Annotated in this window: 11 protein-coding genes; 7 read left to right on the forward strand and 4 right to left on the reverse strand. The window is 40.1% G+C overall.

The genetic code is table 11. From position 1 onward, the window contains the following. Positions 1–17: 17 nt before the first annotated feature. From DXB58_RS11585 to DXB58_RS11595, 3 genes are read right to left on the reverse strand one after another with little or no spacing between them, the layout of a single operon-like run. Positions 18–1049, reverse strand: coding sequence for an endonuclease/exonuclease/phosphatase family protein (locus tag DXB58_RS11585; protein ID WP_122136807.1), 1032 nt, complete (start codon positions 1047–1049; stop codon positions 18–20). A gap of 31 nt (positions 1050–1080) precedes the next feature. Further along, positions 1081–1767, reverse strand: a complete 687-nt coding sequence (locus tag DXB58_RS11590) for a TrkA family potassium uptake protein (protein ID WP_009000751.1) — start codon at positions 1765–1767, stop codon at positions 1081–1083. 4 nt (positions 1768–1771) lie between these two features. After that, the gene (locus DXB58_RS11595; RefSeq protein WP_122136808.1) at positions 1772–3601 is read right to left on the reverse strand and encodes a TrkH family potassium uptake protein; all 1830 of its coding nucleotides are present in this window, start codon (positions 3599–3601) and stop codon (positions 1772–1774) included. A 132-nt stretch (positions 3602–3733) separates the two neighbouring features. On the opposite strand from DXB58_RS11595, the gene DXB58_RS11600 reads away from it, so the two are divergent. Beyond that, complete coding sequence (locus DXB58_RS11600) at positions 3734–5104, forward strand: TrpB-like pyridoxal phosphate-dependent enzyme (RefSeq protein WP_004325359.1); 1371 nt, start codon at positions 3734–3736, stop codon at positions 5102–5104. A 132-nt stretch (positions 5105–5236) separates the two neighbouring features. Here DXB58_RS11600 and DXB58_RS11605 read toward each other — a convergent pair whose 3' ends face one another. Continuing rightward, positions 5237–6382: a helix-turn-helix domain-containing protein gene (locus DXB58_RS11605; RefSeq protein ID WP_122136844.1), complete on the reverse strand. Its 1146-nt coding sequence runs from the start codon at positions 6380–6382 to the stop codon at positions 5237–5239. Between the two features lie 211 nt (positions 6383–6593). On the opposite strand from DXB58_RS11605, the gene DXB58_RS11610 reads away from it, so the two are divergent. The 6 genes from DXB58_RS11610 (at position 6594) to DXB58_RS11635 (ending at position 17606) form a co-directional block, all read left to right on the forward strand. Next, entirely contained in the window at positions 6594–7334 is a 741-nt protein-coding gene (locus DXB58_RS11610; protein WP_229096084.1) for an anti-sigma factor antagonist, read from the forward strand. A gap of 11 nt (positions 7335–7345) precedes the next feature. Further along, positions 7346–8296 (forward strand): ABC transporter substrate-binding protein, encoded by a 951-nt coding sequence (locus DXB58_RS11615; protein WP_122136809.1) that lies wholly within the window; start codon positions 7346–7348, stop codon positions 8294–8296. A gap of 12 nt (positions 8297–8308) precedes the next feature. Then, positions 8309–10246, forward strand: coding sequence for a SpoIIE family protein phosphatase (locus tag DXB58_RS11620; RefSeq protein ID WP_122136810.1), 1938 nt, complete (start codon positions 8309–8311; stop codon positions 10244–10246). A 12-nt stretch (positions 10247–10258) separates the two neighbouring features. Continuing rightward, the gene (locus DXB58_RS11625) at positions 10259–10666 is read left to right on the forward strand and encodes an ATP-binding protein (protein ID WP_004325354.1); all 408 of its coding nucleotides are present in this window, start codon (positions 10259–10261) and stop codon (positions 10664–10666) included. A gap of 97 nt (positions 10667–10763) precedes the next feature. Then, positions 10764–14825 (forward strand): two-component regulator propeller domain-containing protein, encoded by a 4062-nt coding sequence (locus DXB58_RS11630; protein ID WP_122136811.1) that lies wholly within the window; start codon positions 10764–10766, stop codon positions 14823–14825. A gap of 510 nt (positions 14826–15335) precedes the next feature. Further along, entirely contained in the window at positions 15336–17606 is a 2271-nt protein-coding gene (locus DXB58_RS11635; protein WP_122136812.1) for a glycoside hydrolase family 95-like protein, read from the forward strand. Positions 17607–17661: the final 55 nt, after the last annotated feature.

Consider the following 17661-nt stretch of genomic DNA (forward strand, 5'->3'; position numbering starts at 1 on the left):
CTTCTGCTGAAATCGGATTATTTACTTCCAAAAGTCACCAACAATCCTTTATGATCCGTAGGCCATACATCAAGCGGTAACAAGAACTTATCCTTAGATGTTTCCTGCACACGCTGCGCGCGTACGATAGAGCCTTTCGGACCGAATATGATTGCCTTCTTTGCATCCAGACCATCACCTTTATAGAAAACAAAATCAATCCGGTCACGCTCGTCGGCTTTTGGAGCCCATGTTATTTTCTCTGGAATTTTTGCCGGATTATCCGATGGATAAGTAAAACCGGGATGCGTCAAAGGGTTGGGATAAATCTTACGATAGCTATCTACAAATCCTGCTTCTTCGAGCAAGGTTGTCACCGTCCAAGGTACGACAAAGCCGTTATGGTCATATAAGTTCTTATTTTTTTCTATCCAGTCACGATGAGAGGGTTCATTAAAATCTCCGCCAACAATTACTGCATAACCATTAGCCAGGTCTTTCTCTGCCTGGGTGATAAACAAACGAATTGCGTCGTCCCGTTGAGAAGCGACATTGATTTTGAGAATTTCCTCCACTGAAGTGGGCAAAGGGATTTCTTTCCAAGTGGAGCCATCATATCCACGAGCATTGTAATATGCACAATCCAGATAATCCAGATGCGCTGTATAAACCGCTACTTTACGTCCATTCACAGAGCTAGTTAATCGGTAGATACTTCCATGGTCCCCATTTTCCGGGAAAACTGTCAAAGAATCTGTGATAGGATATTTACTTAGCAAACCGGTATCATAGCTGTAAAAAGAGTAATATTGAAGTCCCTTTTCCTGAAGTGAAACACAGACACGGGCAGTGAAGTTAGTGTGATTATAATTTCTCACTTCACTGAAAGTTACAAAATCTGGTTTCAAACGAACAATCTCATTGACAATGGCATTATAACCTCCCGGTATCATTGTTCCCTCCTGCCATACATTCCATTGCAATACTGTAAATTCGTTGCCTTTCTGGCTTTTTGCACAAACAGAGACCAGTAGTAAAAGTGTTATCAATAGTAATTTGGTTAATCGCATTTTATTTAGTTTTAAGTTCAACTGTTACATTTTAAATAGCTTTCCAGAAAGTTTGGAAATCTCGGTATCTGCCGTAACAAACCAGTTCATCTCCTTCTTCCACTTTCTCATTCCCCGGTAATTCATTCTTCACATGAAGTTCAGTCAAAGAAATACCCAGGCAATTGGTTATCTTATTTGCCCGTTTCAAGCCTATCATTTTTAAATGAAACTCTTCATCCAGATTTAACTCATTCACAAAATACCCTACAAATTTCTTCGGAACCGTGAACTTCACAACATAATAATCCTGATCGATGCGGAACCCTTCCATGTTTGTGCCGAAGTCGAGCAGTTGCACCAGACTACGGGCTGCGTCTTCTTCCGGAGTCAGGATTCTTTCAAGATCAAAGGCCTCAAGCACCGCTTTATGCACGGCATCAATAGCACGGGCAAAGATGCGGGGAACCTTTTTCTGCTTCAACAAAGCAACAACACGTATCGATGCACCAAAATTCTCACCAATCGCTACAATTACTATATCCACACTATTTAATGGCAACACTGATAATGATTGTTCGTCAGTGGCATCAATGACAAAAGCCGTAGCAACCTTATCTTTGATTGAATCTACACGACTTTCACTAATATCCGCACCAATAATCTCGTGTCCTAACGCAGACAATTCCTCGGCCAGCACATGACCGTAATTTCCTAAACCGATAATAATATACTTCATATCTTTAGTTTATTATAATGTTATCACTCGGATAACGGTATTTTGTATTCTTTTTCTGTTTGACAATTCCCAACATCAATGTTATCAATCCCACACGTCCGATAAACATCAACAAGGATACCAACAACTTACTGGCATCACACAAATGAGGAGTCAGATTCAAACTGGATCCCACAGTACTAAGTGCAGAGACACATTCGAAAGTCAATGCCATGATGGAAACACCCGGTTCGAGTATGCTCAATGTGAAAATAAAAATGAATAACACTCCCAATGACATGACTACTGTTGCATTGGAACGCCGGATTGAATCGTAAGACAATTCTCTGCCGAACACTTCTACCCGTTCAGTACCACGCAATACGGCTACAAGATTCAGAACCACGACCGCAAAAGCATTCACTTTCACACCACCTGCCGTAGACTGTGAACCACCACCAATCCACATCAAGAATAGATAAACCAATAAAGTCTGCACGCTCAACGATGCCAGATCGACACTACTGAAACCGGCTGTTCGCGGACAAGTGGCATTAAAGAAGGCTTGAGTCCATTTGTCTGCCAAAGGCATACCGGCAAAAGAAGCATTCCACTCAAAAGCAGCAATAGCTAATGTACCGATTAATAAAAGCAGGAAAGTCATGATTAACACAATCTTCGTATTCAGGTTATAAAGATGCTGCATTTTGTGACGATCCAGTTTACGTGTACGGACCAATTTCCAGAAACGACGCAGGTGATATAATACAATATCCTTGAAATTGACAAGAATGGGGAAGCCGATACCACCGAAGATTATCAGCAAAGAAACAGAAATAAACAGTCCATTATGATTGGTCATCACCATCGGATTCCCTAAATTACCGGAAAGCGTAGAAAAACCCGCATTACAAAAAGCTGATATAGAATGGAAAGCTGCAAAACCTAGCTCACCTTCCAAAGTCATTCCCAGCGTACCGTGTATACTAAACCAAATCGCAATCATGCCAATCCCTTCAATGACTAAGGTAAAACCCAATATATATAATAAGGTGGACAGTAATGAACCTAACGAATTGGAACTAACCATATCACGCACAACAAGCTGATTATAAATGGAGGTGTTCCCCATGAAGAACATGGCAAAGAAACTGGTTAATGTCATCACTCCTAACCCTCCAATCTGAATCAATAGAATAATGACAACTAATCCGGAAGTGGTGAATGTAGTGGATACATCTACCGGAACCAAACCTGTAACACATACGGCACTGGTAGCCGTAAATAAAGAGTCTACCCAGGTAATACCATTCACCGTGCAGCGCGGAAGCATCAGCAAACCTGTACCAATCAGGATAATAGCCATAAAACTGACTGCCAATATCAAAGACGGATTGGTACGCCGTCCCAACAGGCGCACCAGCCCATTGGACAAGTTGAGGAAAGAAAGGACTAGTAATAACAGGAGATGATAAAACTTCCCATGCAGGAATTCCCAAATCTGCAAAATAGCTCCTTCTTCTTCCGGACGGTGAAAAATGACGGGTACTAGAGTAAGATATAATAACCCGCTTAATATCCAGGCTAATCGCCGGTATTGTTTTTTAGTATTCCGGTATTCCAGTGAAATATGTAAAGTAACATCAATCAGAAAGATAATCCAGACTGTTTTATACAATGTCTGCAAATTAGCCACTTCATCTACGGATAAGGGAAAACCGTGTTCATATACTACTCCGACAATCAACAACAGAGATGCCAGATAGGTGAGTGCTTCTACCAGTCCTAACAGGATACGTACATAGGGTTTTAGCAGTTTATTTTGATACAATAAAAACTTATGATAAATCTTCATATCATCTTTTTTAACAGGGTCGTGCAAACTTAAGTAAAATAACAATTAGAACCGATTCTTTGTTGACAAAATTTTCTGAATATTAAAAAATTGAGTACTTTTGGCAACAAGAAACTAAAAAACTACAATATTATGAGTGAAAAAAGAAAACGGTATATTTTACCCGAAGAAGAAATTCCACACTACTGGTACAACATTCAGGCTGATATGGTAAACAAACCTATGCCTCCGTTACATCCGGGAACCAAACAACCACTGAAAGCGGAAGACTTGTATCCGATTTTCGCTAAGGAACTGTGTCATCAGGAACTGAATCAGACCGATGCATGGATCGAAATACCGGAAGAAGTGCGCGAAATGTATAAGTACTATCGCAGTACTCCGCTGGTTCGTGCTTATGGATTGGAAAAAGCACTCGGTACTCCGGCTCATATCTATTTTAAGAATGAAAGTGTCAGCCCTATCGGTTCACATAAGTTGAACTCTGCATTGGCACAGGCTTATTATTGCAAAGAAGAAGGAGTTACCAACATCACCACTGAAACCGGTGCCGGACAATGGGGAGCCGCTCTTTCTTATGCAGCTAAGGTTTTCGGTTTGGAAGCTGCTGTTTATCAGGTAAAAATCAGCTATGAACAAAAGCCATACCGCCGCAGCATCATGCAGACTTTCGGAGCACAGGTGACCCCTTCTCCATCGATGTCTACCCGCGCCGGTAAGGATATTCTGACTAAACACCCTACTTACCAGGGTTCATTGGGAACAGCCATTTCTGAAGCTATCGAACTGGCACAAATGACTCCCAACTGCAAATATACGCTCGGTTCTGTACTTAGCCATGTTACTCTTCACCAGACTATTATCGGACTGGAAGCCGAAAAACAAATGGAAATGGCAGGCGAATACCCGGATATCGTAATCGGTTGTTTCGGAGGTGGTTCCAACTTCGGAGGTATCTCTTTCCCATTCATGCGTCACACGATACAGGAAGGAAAAAAGACTCGTTTCGTTGCTGCCGAACCTGCATCTTGTCCGAAACTGACACGTGGTAAGTTCCAGTATGACTTCGGTGATGAAGCCGGATATACTCCGTTGCTACCGATGTTTACTTTAGGACACAATTTTGCTCCGGCCCATATCCATGCCGGCGGTCTTCGCTATCATGGTGCAGGTGTCATCGTTTCACAGTTGCTCAAGGACAATCTGATGGAAGCAGTAGATATACAGCAATTGGAATCTTTCGAAGCAGGTTGTCTGTTTGCACAGTCTGAAGGTATTATTCCGGCTCCTGAATCCAGCCACGCTATTGCAGCAGCTATCCGCGAAGCTAACAAATGCAAGGAGACAGGAGAAGAAAAAGTGATTCTGTTCAACCTTTCCGGACATGGACTGATTGATATGACTTCTTATGATAAGTATTTGGCCGGTGACTTGGTAAACTATTCATTGACTGATGATGATATTCAGAAGAATTTAGACGAAATAGGAGATTTAGCTAAATAAATAACCTGTTAGTTTCAAGTTTCACCACAGATTACATAAAAGAAACATTGATTCTGCATTGATAATCTTTGAATTACAATCAAATCCGTGCTAATTCTATGATCTGTGGTGATTCTTTTCCCACACCCCTTATTAATTTTCTCTATTGAGCATCTCCATATATTCACTGGGAGACATTTTTTCCACACTCGCAAAATAACGGTAAAAACTGGAGCGGGAGGTAAAGCCGCTCAAAAACATTAATTCCTTTACTGTAAGCTCCCTTTTCAACTGTGCCTGTTCTTTAAAATACTGCAAACGGTAGAAATTAATATAATCCCTGAAACCGGAAAAACCATCATAATGAAGAGCTTTATTGAGCCTGTTTTCATTCGTATTCAAATCATTCAGAAATTCCTGCAAGGAATATTGAGGATTAGTAAACGATTTACTATGTTTCATGAGACTTTGCATCTGGTTGGATAGTTCAAGAACGACAGGCGAAACCGCAATTTCCCGGATGGCTTCTATTTCTTCCATCTCCAGCTCTTCTACAGGCTGGGGAGGTAAAGAAAGCGGATTCTCATTACGCAAATATAGTATATTCAAAAAAAGGACGGGAAGGATTACAATATAGCCGAATACGTTAAAACATAATCCACTAGTGCCCAGCATCAGCCAAATATAGCCGGACATGATGATAGCAAAACACATCATATAAATCGACATTGCCTGGCTCTGTTTACGCCGGACGGGAATCCATCGTCTCATATATGGAAAAAGGAAATTTACGGAAGGAGTAATTACACTGATTACAAACAGCATCAGCCTTACCCGTACATCCTGTTCACCAATATTCTCCCGAATGGAGGCAAAAGATTTTAGAGTAGTATAGTGACCGTTGAAAAACTCATAGCAACAAGCTATACATGTAATCAGCAAAATAGGGATACATAAACTGACGACTCTTGAAAAAGTCATCCATCCCGGCTTCAATGAAGCTATAGGAAAAATAGAAAAGAACTGAAAAAAGACAATCACCCGGACAATATGCCATATCGAAAGATGATTCATCGGAACTTCAGTAAAACGCGGAATCGTCTCCTCACCTCCTCTACTGAAAATCCACATCCATTCCAGATTATCACACAAAAGAAGAAGGGACAGAGTGATAGCCAATACTCCCCATGCTTTTGTCAGTCCATTATTATCTGAAGAACGTGAATAAACAAGTATTCCCAATACCAAGCCCACAATATCCAACAACAATTCAATGCAGAGAACAATTACGTTTACCATGTTTTTTTTGTTTTGAGCGACAAAAGTAGTCTTTTCGCGAAAAGAACGGGAGCATCCCACTCGTAAAAAGCGTCCCAATATAGGGATATTTGCTAAAATGGGAACCATTTGAGGGTAATATATTTCAGACTTTTCACCTTTACTAATACTTTTGTGGCAGCATTCACCCCAAACAAGAATAAATTATAATATGACGCGCTACTTAAAGAATATGGAAAAGGAAATCACTATCGAAAATCAGGTAGAGGAAATTGCAATAATTGCCCAATTCATCGAAGAATTAGGCATGTCATTACATTTACCTTCCGGCATAACAATGAGTCTCAATCTGGCTATTGAAGAAGCAATAAGCAATATTATCCATCACGGTTATCCTCAAAATCAAAAAGGTGAAATTACATTGAGAACTTCCGTGGCCCCCGGCCTACTGATTGCCCAGATTATTGACGATGGTATTTCATTCGATCCTACAAAATCTGAAAATGAAGCATCAGGAAATGCACTATCTTTGGAACAGCAACTGACACAAGGTTTGGGCCTCTTCCTGATTCGCCGAACAATGGATAAAGTAGAATATCATTCGACGGACAGCCAAAACGAACTAATCCTGACTAAAAATATAGAAATGGATTTCAAACCGGAAGCAACTCTTAAAACGAATTTATGTAAAATAGAGGAAGTAATCATACTCACTGTTGAAGGACGATTAGATACTGCCAATACTAATGAATTCAATGCTCTCATCCAACCTTTATTAAGCGTTCAAAATCCTAATATAATAATCAATTGCGAAGGATTGCTATATATCAGCAGTTCCGGTTTAAGAAGCCTGATAACCCTCCAAAAAAGTGTAAAACAACACAATGGACAACTTGTTTTGGAAGCTATGCGTGCGGAAATACGGAAAATATTCGATATGACAGGCTGTTCCGGCCTTTTTATCATTCGTTAATCCCATTGATAATGAGAAAAGCATCTATTATTTGCAGTATCTTGCTATCTCTGTTCTTTCTGACAGAACCGGTGAATGCACAATCCATTAATCTCACACCCAAATGGACGGCACAAGCACAATTTGCAGGCTATTACGTAGCCGACAAACTGGGATTCTACAAGGAAGAGGGACTTGACGTACATGTGGTACATCCTTCGCTTTCGGCAAGCTCTTTTTCTTTTCTGCAGAAAGGGTATTCGCAAGCGGTAGTTATGAACCTATCGTATGCCTTGACTGAATATTTTGCAGGTGCACAGGTAGTTAATATCTTGCAAACCTCACAGGAAAACAGTCTGATGCTTGTCAGTCGTTCGCCACTCAAGGGTATTTCATCTTTGCAACATAAGAAAATAGGGGTATGGAATCATCTTAGTCAAGAACTACTGGATCAAATAGCCAACAAATATCAACTCCAGGTGGAATGGATACGTTTCAATGGAGGAGTCAACATTTTCCTATCGAAAGCTGTAGATATTTGTCTCGTAGGAAGTTACAATGAGTTTCTACAACTGATTGAAGCCGGTGTAAAGACTGATTCAATTCATATCATGCATTTCTCAGATTATGGATACAATCTGCCAGAAGATGGGCTTTATGTTACCAGAGAATTCTATCAGAAATATCCTCAAGCAGTACAGAAACTAGCCCGTGCCAGCATACGTGGGTGGGAATGGGCAAACGAACACCGCGAACAAACATTGGACATTATAATGGAACAAGTGCATCAACACAACATAGGAACCAACAGATATCACCAGCGTAAAATGTTGGATGAAATCTTACGGCTACAAACAAACAAGAAGAGCGGGCAACGTCCCTATCGGCTAAGCCGAGAAGTATTTGATCTGGCAACTAGTATTTTGTTGCCAGATCAAATCAAAAACACCAGCGACATTCGTTATGAAAATTTCGTAAAATAATCACATTCATTCATGAAACACACTTTTTCCCGTTCCTTTGCAACCCGGCTAAGTATCTACGTACTTTCCTTTACGTTGATTATCTTTGCTACTATTATGGCGCTATTTTATTATTATAGCCACCAGAAAGTAACGGACTTTGCCATTGAACGTACTCATGGACTATTAAGTAACATTGCAACTGAAATCAGCGGTCAGCTATTGTCGGTAGAGACTACCATAGAGCAGTCCGTTTGGGTATTGGAAAAAAATATAGACCACCCGGATTCTTTACACAATATTATTGAATCCGTTGTTAGAAACAATCAGTTCATTGTAGGAAGTGGCATCGCTTTCGTTCCCGATTATTACAAAGAAAAAGGGAAATATTTCATGCCTTATGCTTCCTTCAAAGATGAAATAAACGGCGAGATCACTTACCAAGTATTGGGTAGCCAGAATTATGACTATCCATGCATGGACTGGTATCTCATCCCCCAACTGCTTAAACAACCTTACTGGAGCGAACCTTATTATGATGACGGAGGGGGAAATTTCATCATGAGTACTTATGCCAAACCGCTGTTTGACAGCGATGGGAAATTAGTCGCAGTCTTTACAGCCAATATATCTCTGACACAATTCACTGATACAATTAGCTTGCTGAAGCCATATCCTTCCAGCTACACCTATTTAATCAGTCGCAACGGAAGTTTCCTGACCCACATGGACAGGAATAAGATCATGAACGAAACGATATTCTCTGAAGCTTTTGCCAAAGAGAATCTTGCACAGGAACAGATCGGACATGAAATGCTGGCAGGACATACCGGAACCATGCGTTTCGATAACAAAGGAGTAGATTCGTATGCATTTTACACAACTATTCCCCAGATTGGATGGTCAGTATGTACCGTTTGTCCAAGCCAGATTATTCTTCAGGAACTAGACAGTACATCCCGAACAATCATCTATACTTTTATAGTGGGGATGATAGCCTTATTCCTGATTGTGTACAGCATCATCCGACGCCTTGTCCGCCCACTGGAGAAATTCTCCGAGTCAGCCCGCGAAATTGCGACCGGACGATTTGATGTTACCATACCAGAAGTGCATTCCAACGATGAAATCAGGGATCTATATGATTCGCTTATCTTCATGCAGCACTCTTTATCTACTTACGTAGTTGAACTAAAAGACACGACTGCCAGCAAAGAACGGATTGAAAGCGAGCTTTCTATAGCCCGGGAAATACAAATGGGAATGCTTCCCAAGATATTCCCTCCCTACCCCGAACGCAGTGATGTAGATTTGCACGCCATACTTCACCCTGCGAAAGAAGTAGGCGGAGATCTTTATGACTTCTATATGGATGGTAACCGCCTCTACTTCCTAATCGGCGATGTATCAGGAAAAGGCGTACCCGCTTCTCTGTTTATGGCAATCACCCGCAGTCTGTTCCGCACTTTATCTCAGCAGGTGCTTTCACCGGCCAAGATTGTGACGGATATGAACAATTCGATTTCTGATAATAATGAATCCAACATGTTTGTTACACTTATTGTCGGAATCCTTGATTTGGAAACGGGGAAACTGAAACTGTGTAATGCCGGACATAATCCTCCCATACTGATTTGTCCGGACGGCCAGGTTTCTTTCCTGGAATTCAAGACCCAGATATTTGTTGGCGTCATTGAAGAATTTGCCTATACCGAAGATGAAACGACATTGGAAAAAGGAAGTAAACTGTTCCTTTACACCGATGGAGTGACAGAAGCTGAAAATACAGAGAAAGAGCTATATGGAGACGAGAAATTATTGGAAACATTGTCTGATAATACCACGTCTGACGTACGTACCACTGTAAATGGTATAGTGGACTCTATAGCAGAGCATGTCAAGGAAGCCGAAGCCAGCGATGACTTGACTATTTTACTTATTCAATATGAACCCGGGACAACAAACAATTAAGCACATATCATTATGGAAAGAGAAATTAAGATCTCAAACGATTTAAATGAAATTTCAGTTTTAGCCAGTTTCATCGAAGAACTGGGAGAGGAACTTTCTTTGTCATTTGAAACGACAATGAATATCAATCTGGCATTGGAAGAGGCCGTAGCCAATATTATTATGTACGCCTATCCAACTCAAGAGCAACACACCATCCTATTAAGAGTAACTTACAGCGAAAAACAACTTGTTTTCCTATTAACGGACAAAGGAGCCTCTTTTGATCCGACACAAGTAGATGAAGTAGATGTTACACTTTCTTTGGAGGAACGTCCAATCGGAGGTCTGGGAATATTCCTCATACGAAGCATTATGAACGAAATATCTTACCAACGTATCGACAATGAGAATCACCTCATTATGAAAAAAGACATTTGACGCGGGGCGGAAAGATTGTATAGTTTTCCAGCCAATTCATGGGGTATATCAAAGATTTCACTATCTTTGATGCCATTATTAATCTTATGAACTAATAATGAGCAGCCTTAACAAAATAGCAATCTGTCTACTTTTTCTATGCACAGGGGTTAATTATGCTTTTTCTGATATTCCGGAGCAAATCAACTTCTCCTATATCTCTATTAATGAAGGATTGTCACAAAGTACTGTATTCTCTATCGATCAGGACCAACGAGGCAATATGTGGTTCGCAACTTATGACGGAGTTAACAAGTACGATGGGTATTCATTTACAGTTTATCAGCACAATGAAGATGATCCGAACAGCATCGCTAATGACATTTCGCGAATCGTAAAGACTGACAGTCAGGGACGGGTTTGGATCGGCACGCGGGATGGTTTGTCATATTATGATGAGGAGAAGGATAAGTTCAGAAATTTCTTCTACGAAAAGAAGGGGAAGAAGCTACAAATCAACGGTATTGCGGAGATCTCACCGGAACAACTGCTCATAAGTACACAGGAAGGTCTGACTATGTTCGATATTAAAGAATCACGATTCGTTGATGATTCTTTTAGTACGGCTATGCATAAGATAGTGGCTTCTGCTCTTTACAGGCAAGGCGATATTATCTATATCGGCACCCCGGTTGACGGGCTTTACAGCTACTCCATTCCTCAAAAGAAACTGGAAAGAATTACTCCGATAACGGGCACTAAACAGATTCAAGCCATTTTGCAACAATCTCCTACCCGCATCTGGATAGCTACCGAAGGAGCCGGTCTACTTCTATTTAACCCGAAAACACAAGAAGTCAAGGCCTATCATCATTCTTCTTCCAATCCTAAAAGTATCAGTTCCAATTATATCCGTTCTCTGGCATTGGATTCGCAAAATCGCCTATGGATAGGAACATTCAATGATCTAAACATTTATCATGAAGGAAACGATTCTTTCGTTTCTTACAGCAGTAGTCCGGTAGAAAGCGGCAGTCTGTCACAGCGTTCGGTCCGCAGTATCTTTATGGATTCGCAGGGCGGAATGTGGCTTGGAACATATTTCGGAGGACTAAACTATTATCATCCGATCCGCAACAGATTCAAGAATATCCAACGTATTCCATATAAGAATTCTTTAAGTGACAACGTAGTCAGTTGCATTACCGAAGATAAGAATAAGAACTTATGGATAGGAACAAATGATGGTGGATTGAATTTATATAATCCAAATACACAACAGTTTACACACTATATCCTGCAGGAAAACGAACGGGAAATCGGTATTGGTTCCAACAATATCAAAGCCGTATATGTAGACGAACAAAAATCATTAGTATATATAGGAACACATGCCGGTGGTCTGACTGTTCTCCACCGCAACAGTGGACAAATGGAAAGTTTCAATCAGCTGAATAGCCAGTTGGTCAATGAAAATGTGTATGCCATTCTTCCTGACAAGGAAGGTAGTATCTTATTAGGAACTTTAAGTGCACTGGTTAGTTTTAATCCGGAGAAACGGAGCTTCACCACCATAGATAAAGAAAAAGACGGTACGCCATTTACTTCACAACGAATCACAATCCTGTTCAGAGATTCTCGTAAACGTCTTTGGATTGGTGGTGAAGAAGGTATATCAGTCTTTCAGCAGGAAGGGATCGAAATAGAAAAAACTCCTATCCTTCCGGAATCATCTGTAACAAAGATGTTTACCAATTGCATTTATGAAGCTGCCAATGGCATCATTTGGGTAGGTACGCGTGAAGGTTTCTACAGTTTTAATGAAAAAGAAAAGAAAATCAAACGATATACAACAGCTAACGGTTTACCCAATAATGTGGTCTACGGTATTCTGGAAGATACTTTCGGACGTCTCTGGGTGAGCACCAACCGTGGTATCTCCTGTTTCAATCCGGAGACAGAGAAGTTCCGCAATTTTACAGAATCCGACGGGTTGCAAAGTAATCAGTTTAATACATCTTCATTCTGCCGCACCTCTAACGGGCAAATGTACTTCGGAGGTATCAACGGGATCACAACTTTCCGCCCGGAACTCCTACTGGACAACCCTTACACTCCTCCGGTAGTTATCACTAAACTTCAACTGTTTAACAAAACAGTCCGTCCGGATGATGAAACCGGTATCTTGACTAAGAATATCAATGAAACAAAAAGTATCACGCTAAAATCATGGCAAACGGCTTTTACACTTGAATTTGTGGTATCCAACTATATTTCAGGTCAACACAATACTTTCGCTTATAAATTGGAAGGATATGATAAAGAGTGGTATTATCTGACAGACAAACGTGCTGTCTCCTATTCCAACTTGCCGCAAGGCACTTATCATTTTCTGGTAAAAGCTGCTAATAGTGACGGGAAATGGAACACTGTACCTACGATGTTAGAAATCATTGTTCTCCCTATATGGTACAAGACCTGGTGGGCAATCGTGCTTTTCCTCGCTATTTTTATCGGCTTTATCACTTTCGTCTTCCGCTTCTTCTGGATGCGTAAAAGCATGGAGGCAGAGTTGGAGATTGAACGCAGGGATAAGGAACATCAAGAAGAAATCAACCAGATGAAGATGCGTTTCTTCATCAATATTTCCCATGAGCTTCGCACGCCGTTGACTCTTATCTTAGCTCCTCTACAAGAAATAATCAATAAGATCAGTGACCGCTGGACTCGTAATCAGTTGGAATATATCCAACGCAACGCTAATCGCCTGCTGCATCTTGTCAATCAATTGATGGATTATCGCCGTGCCGAATTGGGAGTTTTCGAGCTGAAAGTAAAGAAAGAGAATGCGCATCAACTAATACAAGATAACTTCTTGTTCTATGATAAACTGGCACGCCACAAAAAGATTACTTATACTCTCCATTCCGAATTGGAAGATAAAGAGGAACTTTTTGATCCTAATTATCTGGAACTGATTGTTAATAACCTGCTTTCAAATGCTTTCAAATATACGGAAAGCGGTCAAAGCATCACTGTGACATTGAAAGAGGAAAATAATTGGCTGGTACTGCAAGTTAGTGACACTGGTATTGGCATTCCTATCAACAAACAGGGAAAAATATTCGAACGTTTTTATCAGATAGAGAGTGAACACGTAGGAAGTGGTATCGGTCTTTCACTGGTACAACGTTTGGTAGAATTGCACCATGGTCGTATCGAACTGGATAGTGAAGAGGGTAAAGGCAGTACTTTCTCTGTCTATCTGCCACAAGACATAAATACCTATAAATCCTCCGAATTGGCTTCTAATGACACTCTGAATGAGGAAGGTCAGGTATATTCCACCAACTCGAAAGAAATGTATTTCATTGATACGGAAAAGGTCGAAAACGAAACGATCGAAGCCGGCGACAAGAAGCGTGGCACTATTCTTATTGTAGAAGACAATAATGAAATCCGCCATTATCTTAGTAGCGGACTTGCAGAACTCTTCAATACGCTGGAAGCCGGGAATGGTGAAGAAGCCTTGGAAAAACTGAAAGACAATGAAGTTGACATCATTGTAACTGATGTCATGATGCCTGTGATGGATGGTATCAAACTGTGTAAGAATGTGAAGCAAAATATCCGTACCTGTCATATTCCCGTGATTATCCTGTCTGCTAAAAGCGAAGTCAAAGACCAGATGGAAGGTCTGCAAATGGGTGCGGATGATTACATCCCGAAACCATTCTCACTTGCTATCCTGACTACGAAGATACAGAATATGATGCGTACCCGTAGACGTATGCTTGAACGGTATTCCAAATCCCTGGAAGTGGAACCGGAAAAGATTACGTTTAACGCCATGGATGAAGCTTTACTGAAACGTGCCGTAGCTATTGTAGAAAAAAACATGGATAATATTGAATTCTCTACTGACGAATTTGCCAGAGAAATGAATATGAGTCGTTCTAACCTGCATCTTAAATTGAAAGCTATCACAGGCGAATCGACTATCGATTTTATACGAAAGATCCGTTTCAACGAAGCAGCAAAGTTACTCAAGGATGGTCGCTACACGATAGCAGAGGTCAGCACAATGGTAGGATTCAATACACCATCTTATTTTGCTACGAGTTTCAAGAAGTATTTCGGATGTTTACCCACGGAGTATATTAAGAAAATAAAAGGATAAATCATTGAATTCCGAATATGAATCTGCTGACTTGAGATTTATGTTCATTTCGGTTCGGAAAAGAACATAAAATGCTATTACTGACAATAATACATTACTATGCAGCTTTCAATTTATTCTCTTATTAGCATTATTTATCTTATTACTAAGCGAGCTTTCGTTTGACAGTTGTTGAACGAACGCTTGACTTTAGTTAAACTATCGTTCGACTTAAGTCAAACGAAAACTCATTAGGCAATGAAATAAATATCAATAGGGAAGCTATTACTTAAAAGTAGCCAATAAGATCATTATTGTATCTAAAAGGAGTAATATTCTACATAACGAATACTGAAAGCTAATTCCCGAAAATCTTCAACCTTTAAAGAAGAAATACATTCTTTACCTCATACAAACAAAAACATTAGACAAAAATGAAAGACTATTCAACAATACCAATAGTCGTAAAATTGTCATACTCTATATATTTGCAGAGAGAGCATTATTAATTAATAGATGAAAAAGCATACTATGAATTCTTTAAACAAACTGTATTCTTACCTACTTTTATCATTAATCAGCATTCTTTTTGTGAATGCTCACCCGGCAACTATAAAACAAGATATTGACTGGCCCCAATTTATGAGTCAACAAGATATGATATGGGAAAAGTTACCCGAATATTGGTATGATTCCGCCTTTTTAGGTAACGGAAAGCTTGGGCTAATGATTTATAAAGAACCTGGAAAGAACTACTTGCGCTTAGAAACAGCCAACTGCGATGTACATGATCACCGCACTAAAAGAGATGTATTCGGAATCCCCAGACTACTTACCGGACATTTTGCCCTACATCCTAAGGGCAAAATAATCAATGGAACGATGCATCTTGACCTTTGGAATGCCGAAGTTTCAACAGATATTACGACAACTAAAGGAGTCATCCACTTGCGAAGTTTTGTCCATGCGGATGAAATGATGATAATAGTAAAAGCAACAACAGAAGGAGACGAACATGACTTCCAATGGGAATGGATAGCAGCTGAAGCTAATAGTCCTCGTTATTTGATTTTCAAAAGACAAGGAAAAGCCAATAAAATACCAAAAGATTACGAACTCAATCCGACAGCAAAAATCAGTAATGAGAAAGAAGTCAATCTATCTGTCCAGAAATTATTGGCAGGAGGAGAAACGAGCATTGGATGGCAAGAAACACATAATCCCGAAACAGAACGCACCTTATGGATAAACCTAACACATACATATCCTCAAAACAATTCGAGTGAAATATGCAAAGCTGAAATCCGAAAAGCTATACGTAAAGGTTATCAATCCATGCAAAAAACACATCGTAAATGGTGGAATACTTTTTATCCTAGTAGTTTCATAACACTGCCGGAAGCACAAAAAGAAAACTTCTACTGGATACAGATGTATAAATTAGCCTCTGCAACACGTGGTGATCGTGCTCTAATAGATAACACAGGCCCGTGGCTAACCGAAACCCCATGGCCGAATGTCTGGTGGAATCTCAATGTTCAACTTACCTATTGGGCACTGAATACTTCCGACCATCTAGATCTGGCAGCTTCTTTAGAAAATGCCCTCTACAATCATATAGATCAGTTACGCCTCAACATTCCCAAAGCTTACCGCCATAACTCATTAGGAATAGGGGTTGCTTCCAATTTGGAATGTATGACTACAGAAGTAGGAATTCCAGGAAAAGGCAAAGCTCAAGTAGGACTACTTCCATGGGCCTGTCACAACCTATGGCTTATCTACCGTCATAAAATGGATGATGATATTCTACGAAATAAATTATTTCCTTTATTAAAAGAATCAATCAACTACTATTTACATTTCCTGAAAGAAGGAGACGATGGAAAACTTCATCTCCCAGCAACTTACTCCCCCGAATATGACACCGTGGAAGATTGCAATTTCGACCTCGCTCTGCTACGTTGGGGATGCCAAACACTACTAGAATCAGCCCATCGTCTGAATATCCAAGATTCATTGATTGAGACATGGAAAAATGTGCTTCTTAAACTTACTCCTTACCCCACAGACGAGAATGGATTACTTATCGGAAAAGATATGCCGTATGCTTTCTCACACAGACATTATTCACATTTACTTGCTATTTATCCTCTATACTTAATTAATAAAGAACAACCGAATGATATTGAAATGATTGAGAAATCATTGTCTTTTTGGCAAAGCAAGCCCAAAGCTCTCCTAGGTTACTCATGCACAGGAGCATCTTCCATTTCCTCTGCTATCGGAAAGGGAGACGATGCACTAACCTATCTAAATAAATTATTTGGTAAATTTCTTAGTTCGACGACTATGTATAAAGAAAGTGGGCCAGTTATTGAGACACCTTTATCTGCCGCCCAAAGCATTCACGATATGTTATTACAGAGTTGGGGGGGAAAGATTCGCATTTTCCCAGCTATTCCCGCTACATGGAAAGACATTGCTTATTCAGGTCTGCGCACGGAAGGGGCATTTAAAGTATCTGCCAGTAGAAAGCAAGGAAAGACACAATTTATCCATATTAAAAGTCTGGCAGGAGAGCCTTGCATTATAACGACTGATATAGTTAACCCTATTTTTGAAGGAAAAAGAAACTTCACTATACAATCATTCCCTAACAACACCTTCCAAATTGATTTAAAGAAAGGAGAAGAGGTCTTCATTTCCCCCCAAGGAGAAAAGCCAGATTTTATCATTTCTCCGATTCCTCATACTTCTAAAAATCATTATGGATTAAAAATCATTCACCAGAGGAGGTAAAAATGTACAAAACCAACCTTGTAAACATTGGTAGATTAGATTACATTATGATACA

The organism is Bacteroides sp. OM05-10AA, assembly GCF_003439055.1.
Classification (GTDB): domain Bacteria; phylum Bacteroidota; class Bacteroidia; order Bacteroidales; family Bacteroidaceae; genus Bacteroides; species Bacteroides intestinigallinarum.

Excerpts from the sequence above, each read along its gene's own strand:
- DXB58_RS11585 (WP_122136807.1), bottom strand. The coding sequence starts at position 1,049 with ATGCGATTAACCAAATTACTATTGATAACACTTTTACTACTGGTCTCT.
- DXB58_RS11590 (WP_009000751.1), bottom strand. The coding sequence starts at position 1,767 with ATGAAGTATATTATTATCGGTTTAGGAAATTACGGTCATGTGCTGGCC.
- DXB58_RS11595 (WP_122136808.1), bottom strand. The coding sequence starts at position 3,601 with ATGAAGATTTATCATAAGTTTTTATTGTATCAAAATAAACTGCTAAAA.
- DXB58_RS11600 (WP_004325359.1), top strand. The coding sequence starts at position 3,734 with ATGAGTGAAAAAAGAAAACGGTATATTTTACCCGAAGAAGAAATTCCA.
- DXB58_RS11605 (WP_122136844.1), bottom strand. The coding sequence starts at position 6,382 with ATGGTAAACGTAATTGTTCTCTGCATTGAATTGTTGTTGGATATTGTG.
- DXB58_RS11610 (WP_229096084.1), top strand. The coding sequence starts at position 6,594 with ATGGAAAAGGAAATCACTATCGAAAATCAGGTAGAGGAAATTGCAATA.
- DXB58_RS11615 (WP_122136809.1), top strand. The coding sequence starts at position 7,346 with ATGAGAAAAGCATCTATTATTTGCAGTATCTTGCTATCTCTGTTCTTT.
- DXB58_RS11620 (WP_122136810.1), top strand. The coding sequence starts at position 8,309 with ATGAAACACACTTTTTCCCGTTCCTTTGCAACCCGGCTAAGTATCTAC.
- DXB58_RS11625 (WP_004325354.1), top strand. The coding sequence starts at position 10,259 with ATGGAAAGAGAAATTAAGATCTCAAACGATTTAAATGAAATTTCAGTT.
- DXB58_RS11630 (WP_122136811.1), top strand. The coding sequence starts at position 10,764 with ATGAGCAGCCTTAACAAAATAGCAATCTGTCTACTTTTTCTATGCACA.
- DXB58_RS11635 (WP_122136812.1), top strand. The coding sequence starts at position 15,336 with ATGAATTCTTTAAACAAACTGTATTCTTACCTACTTTTATCATTAATC.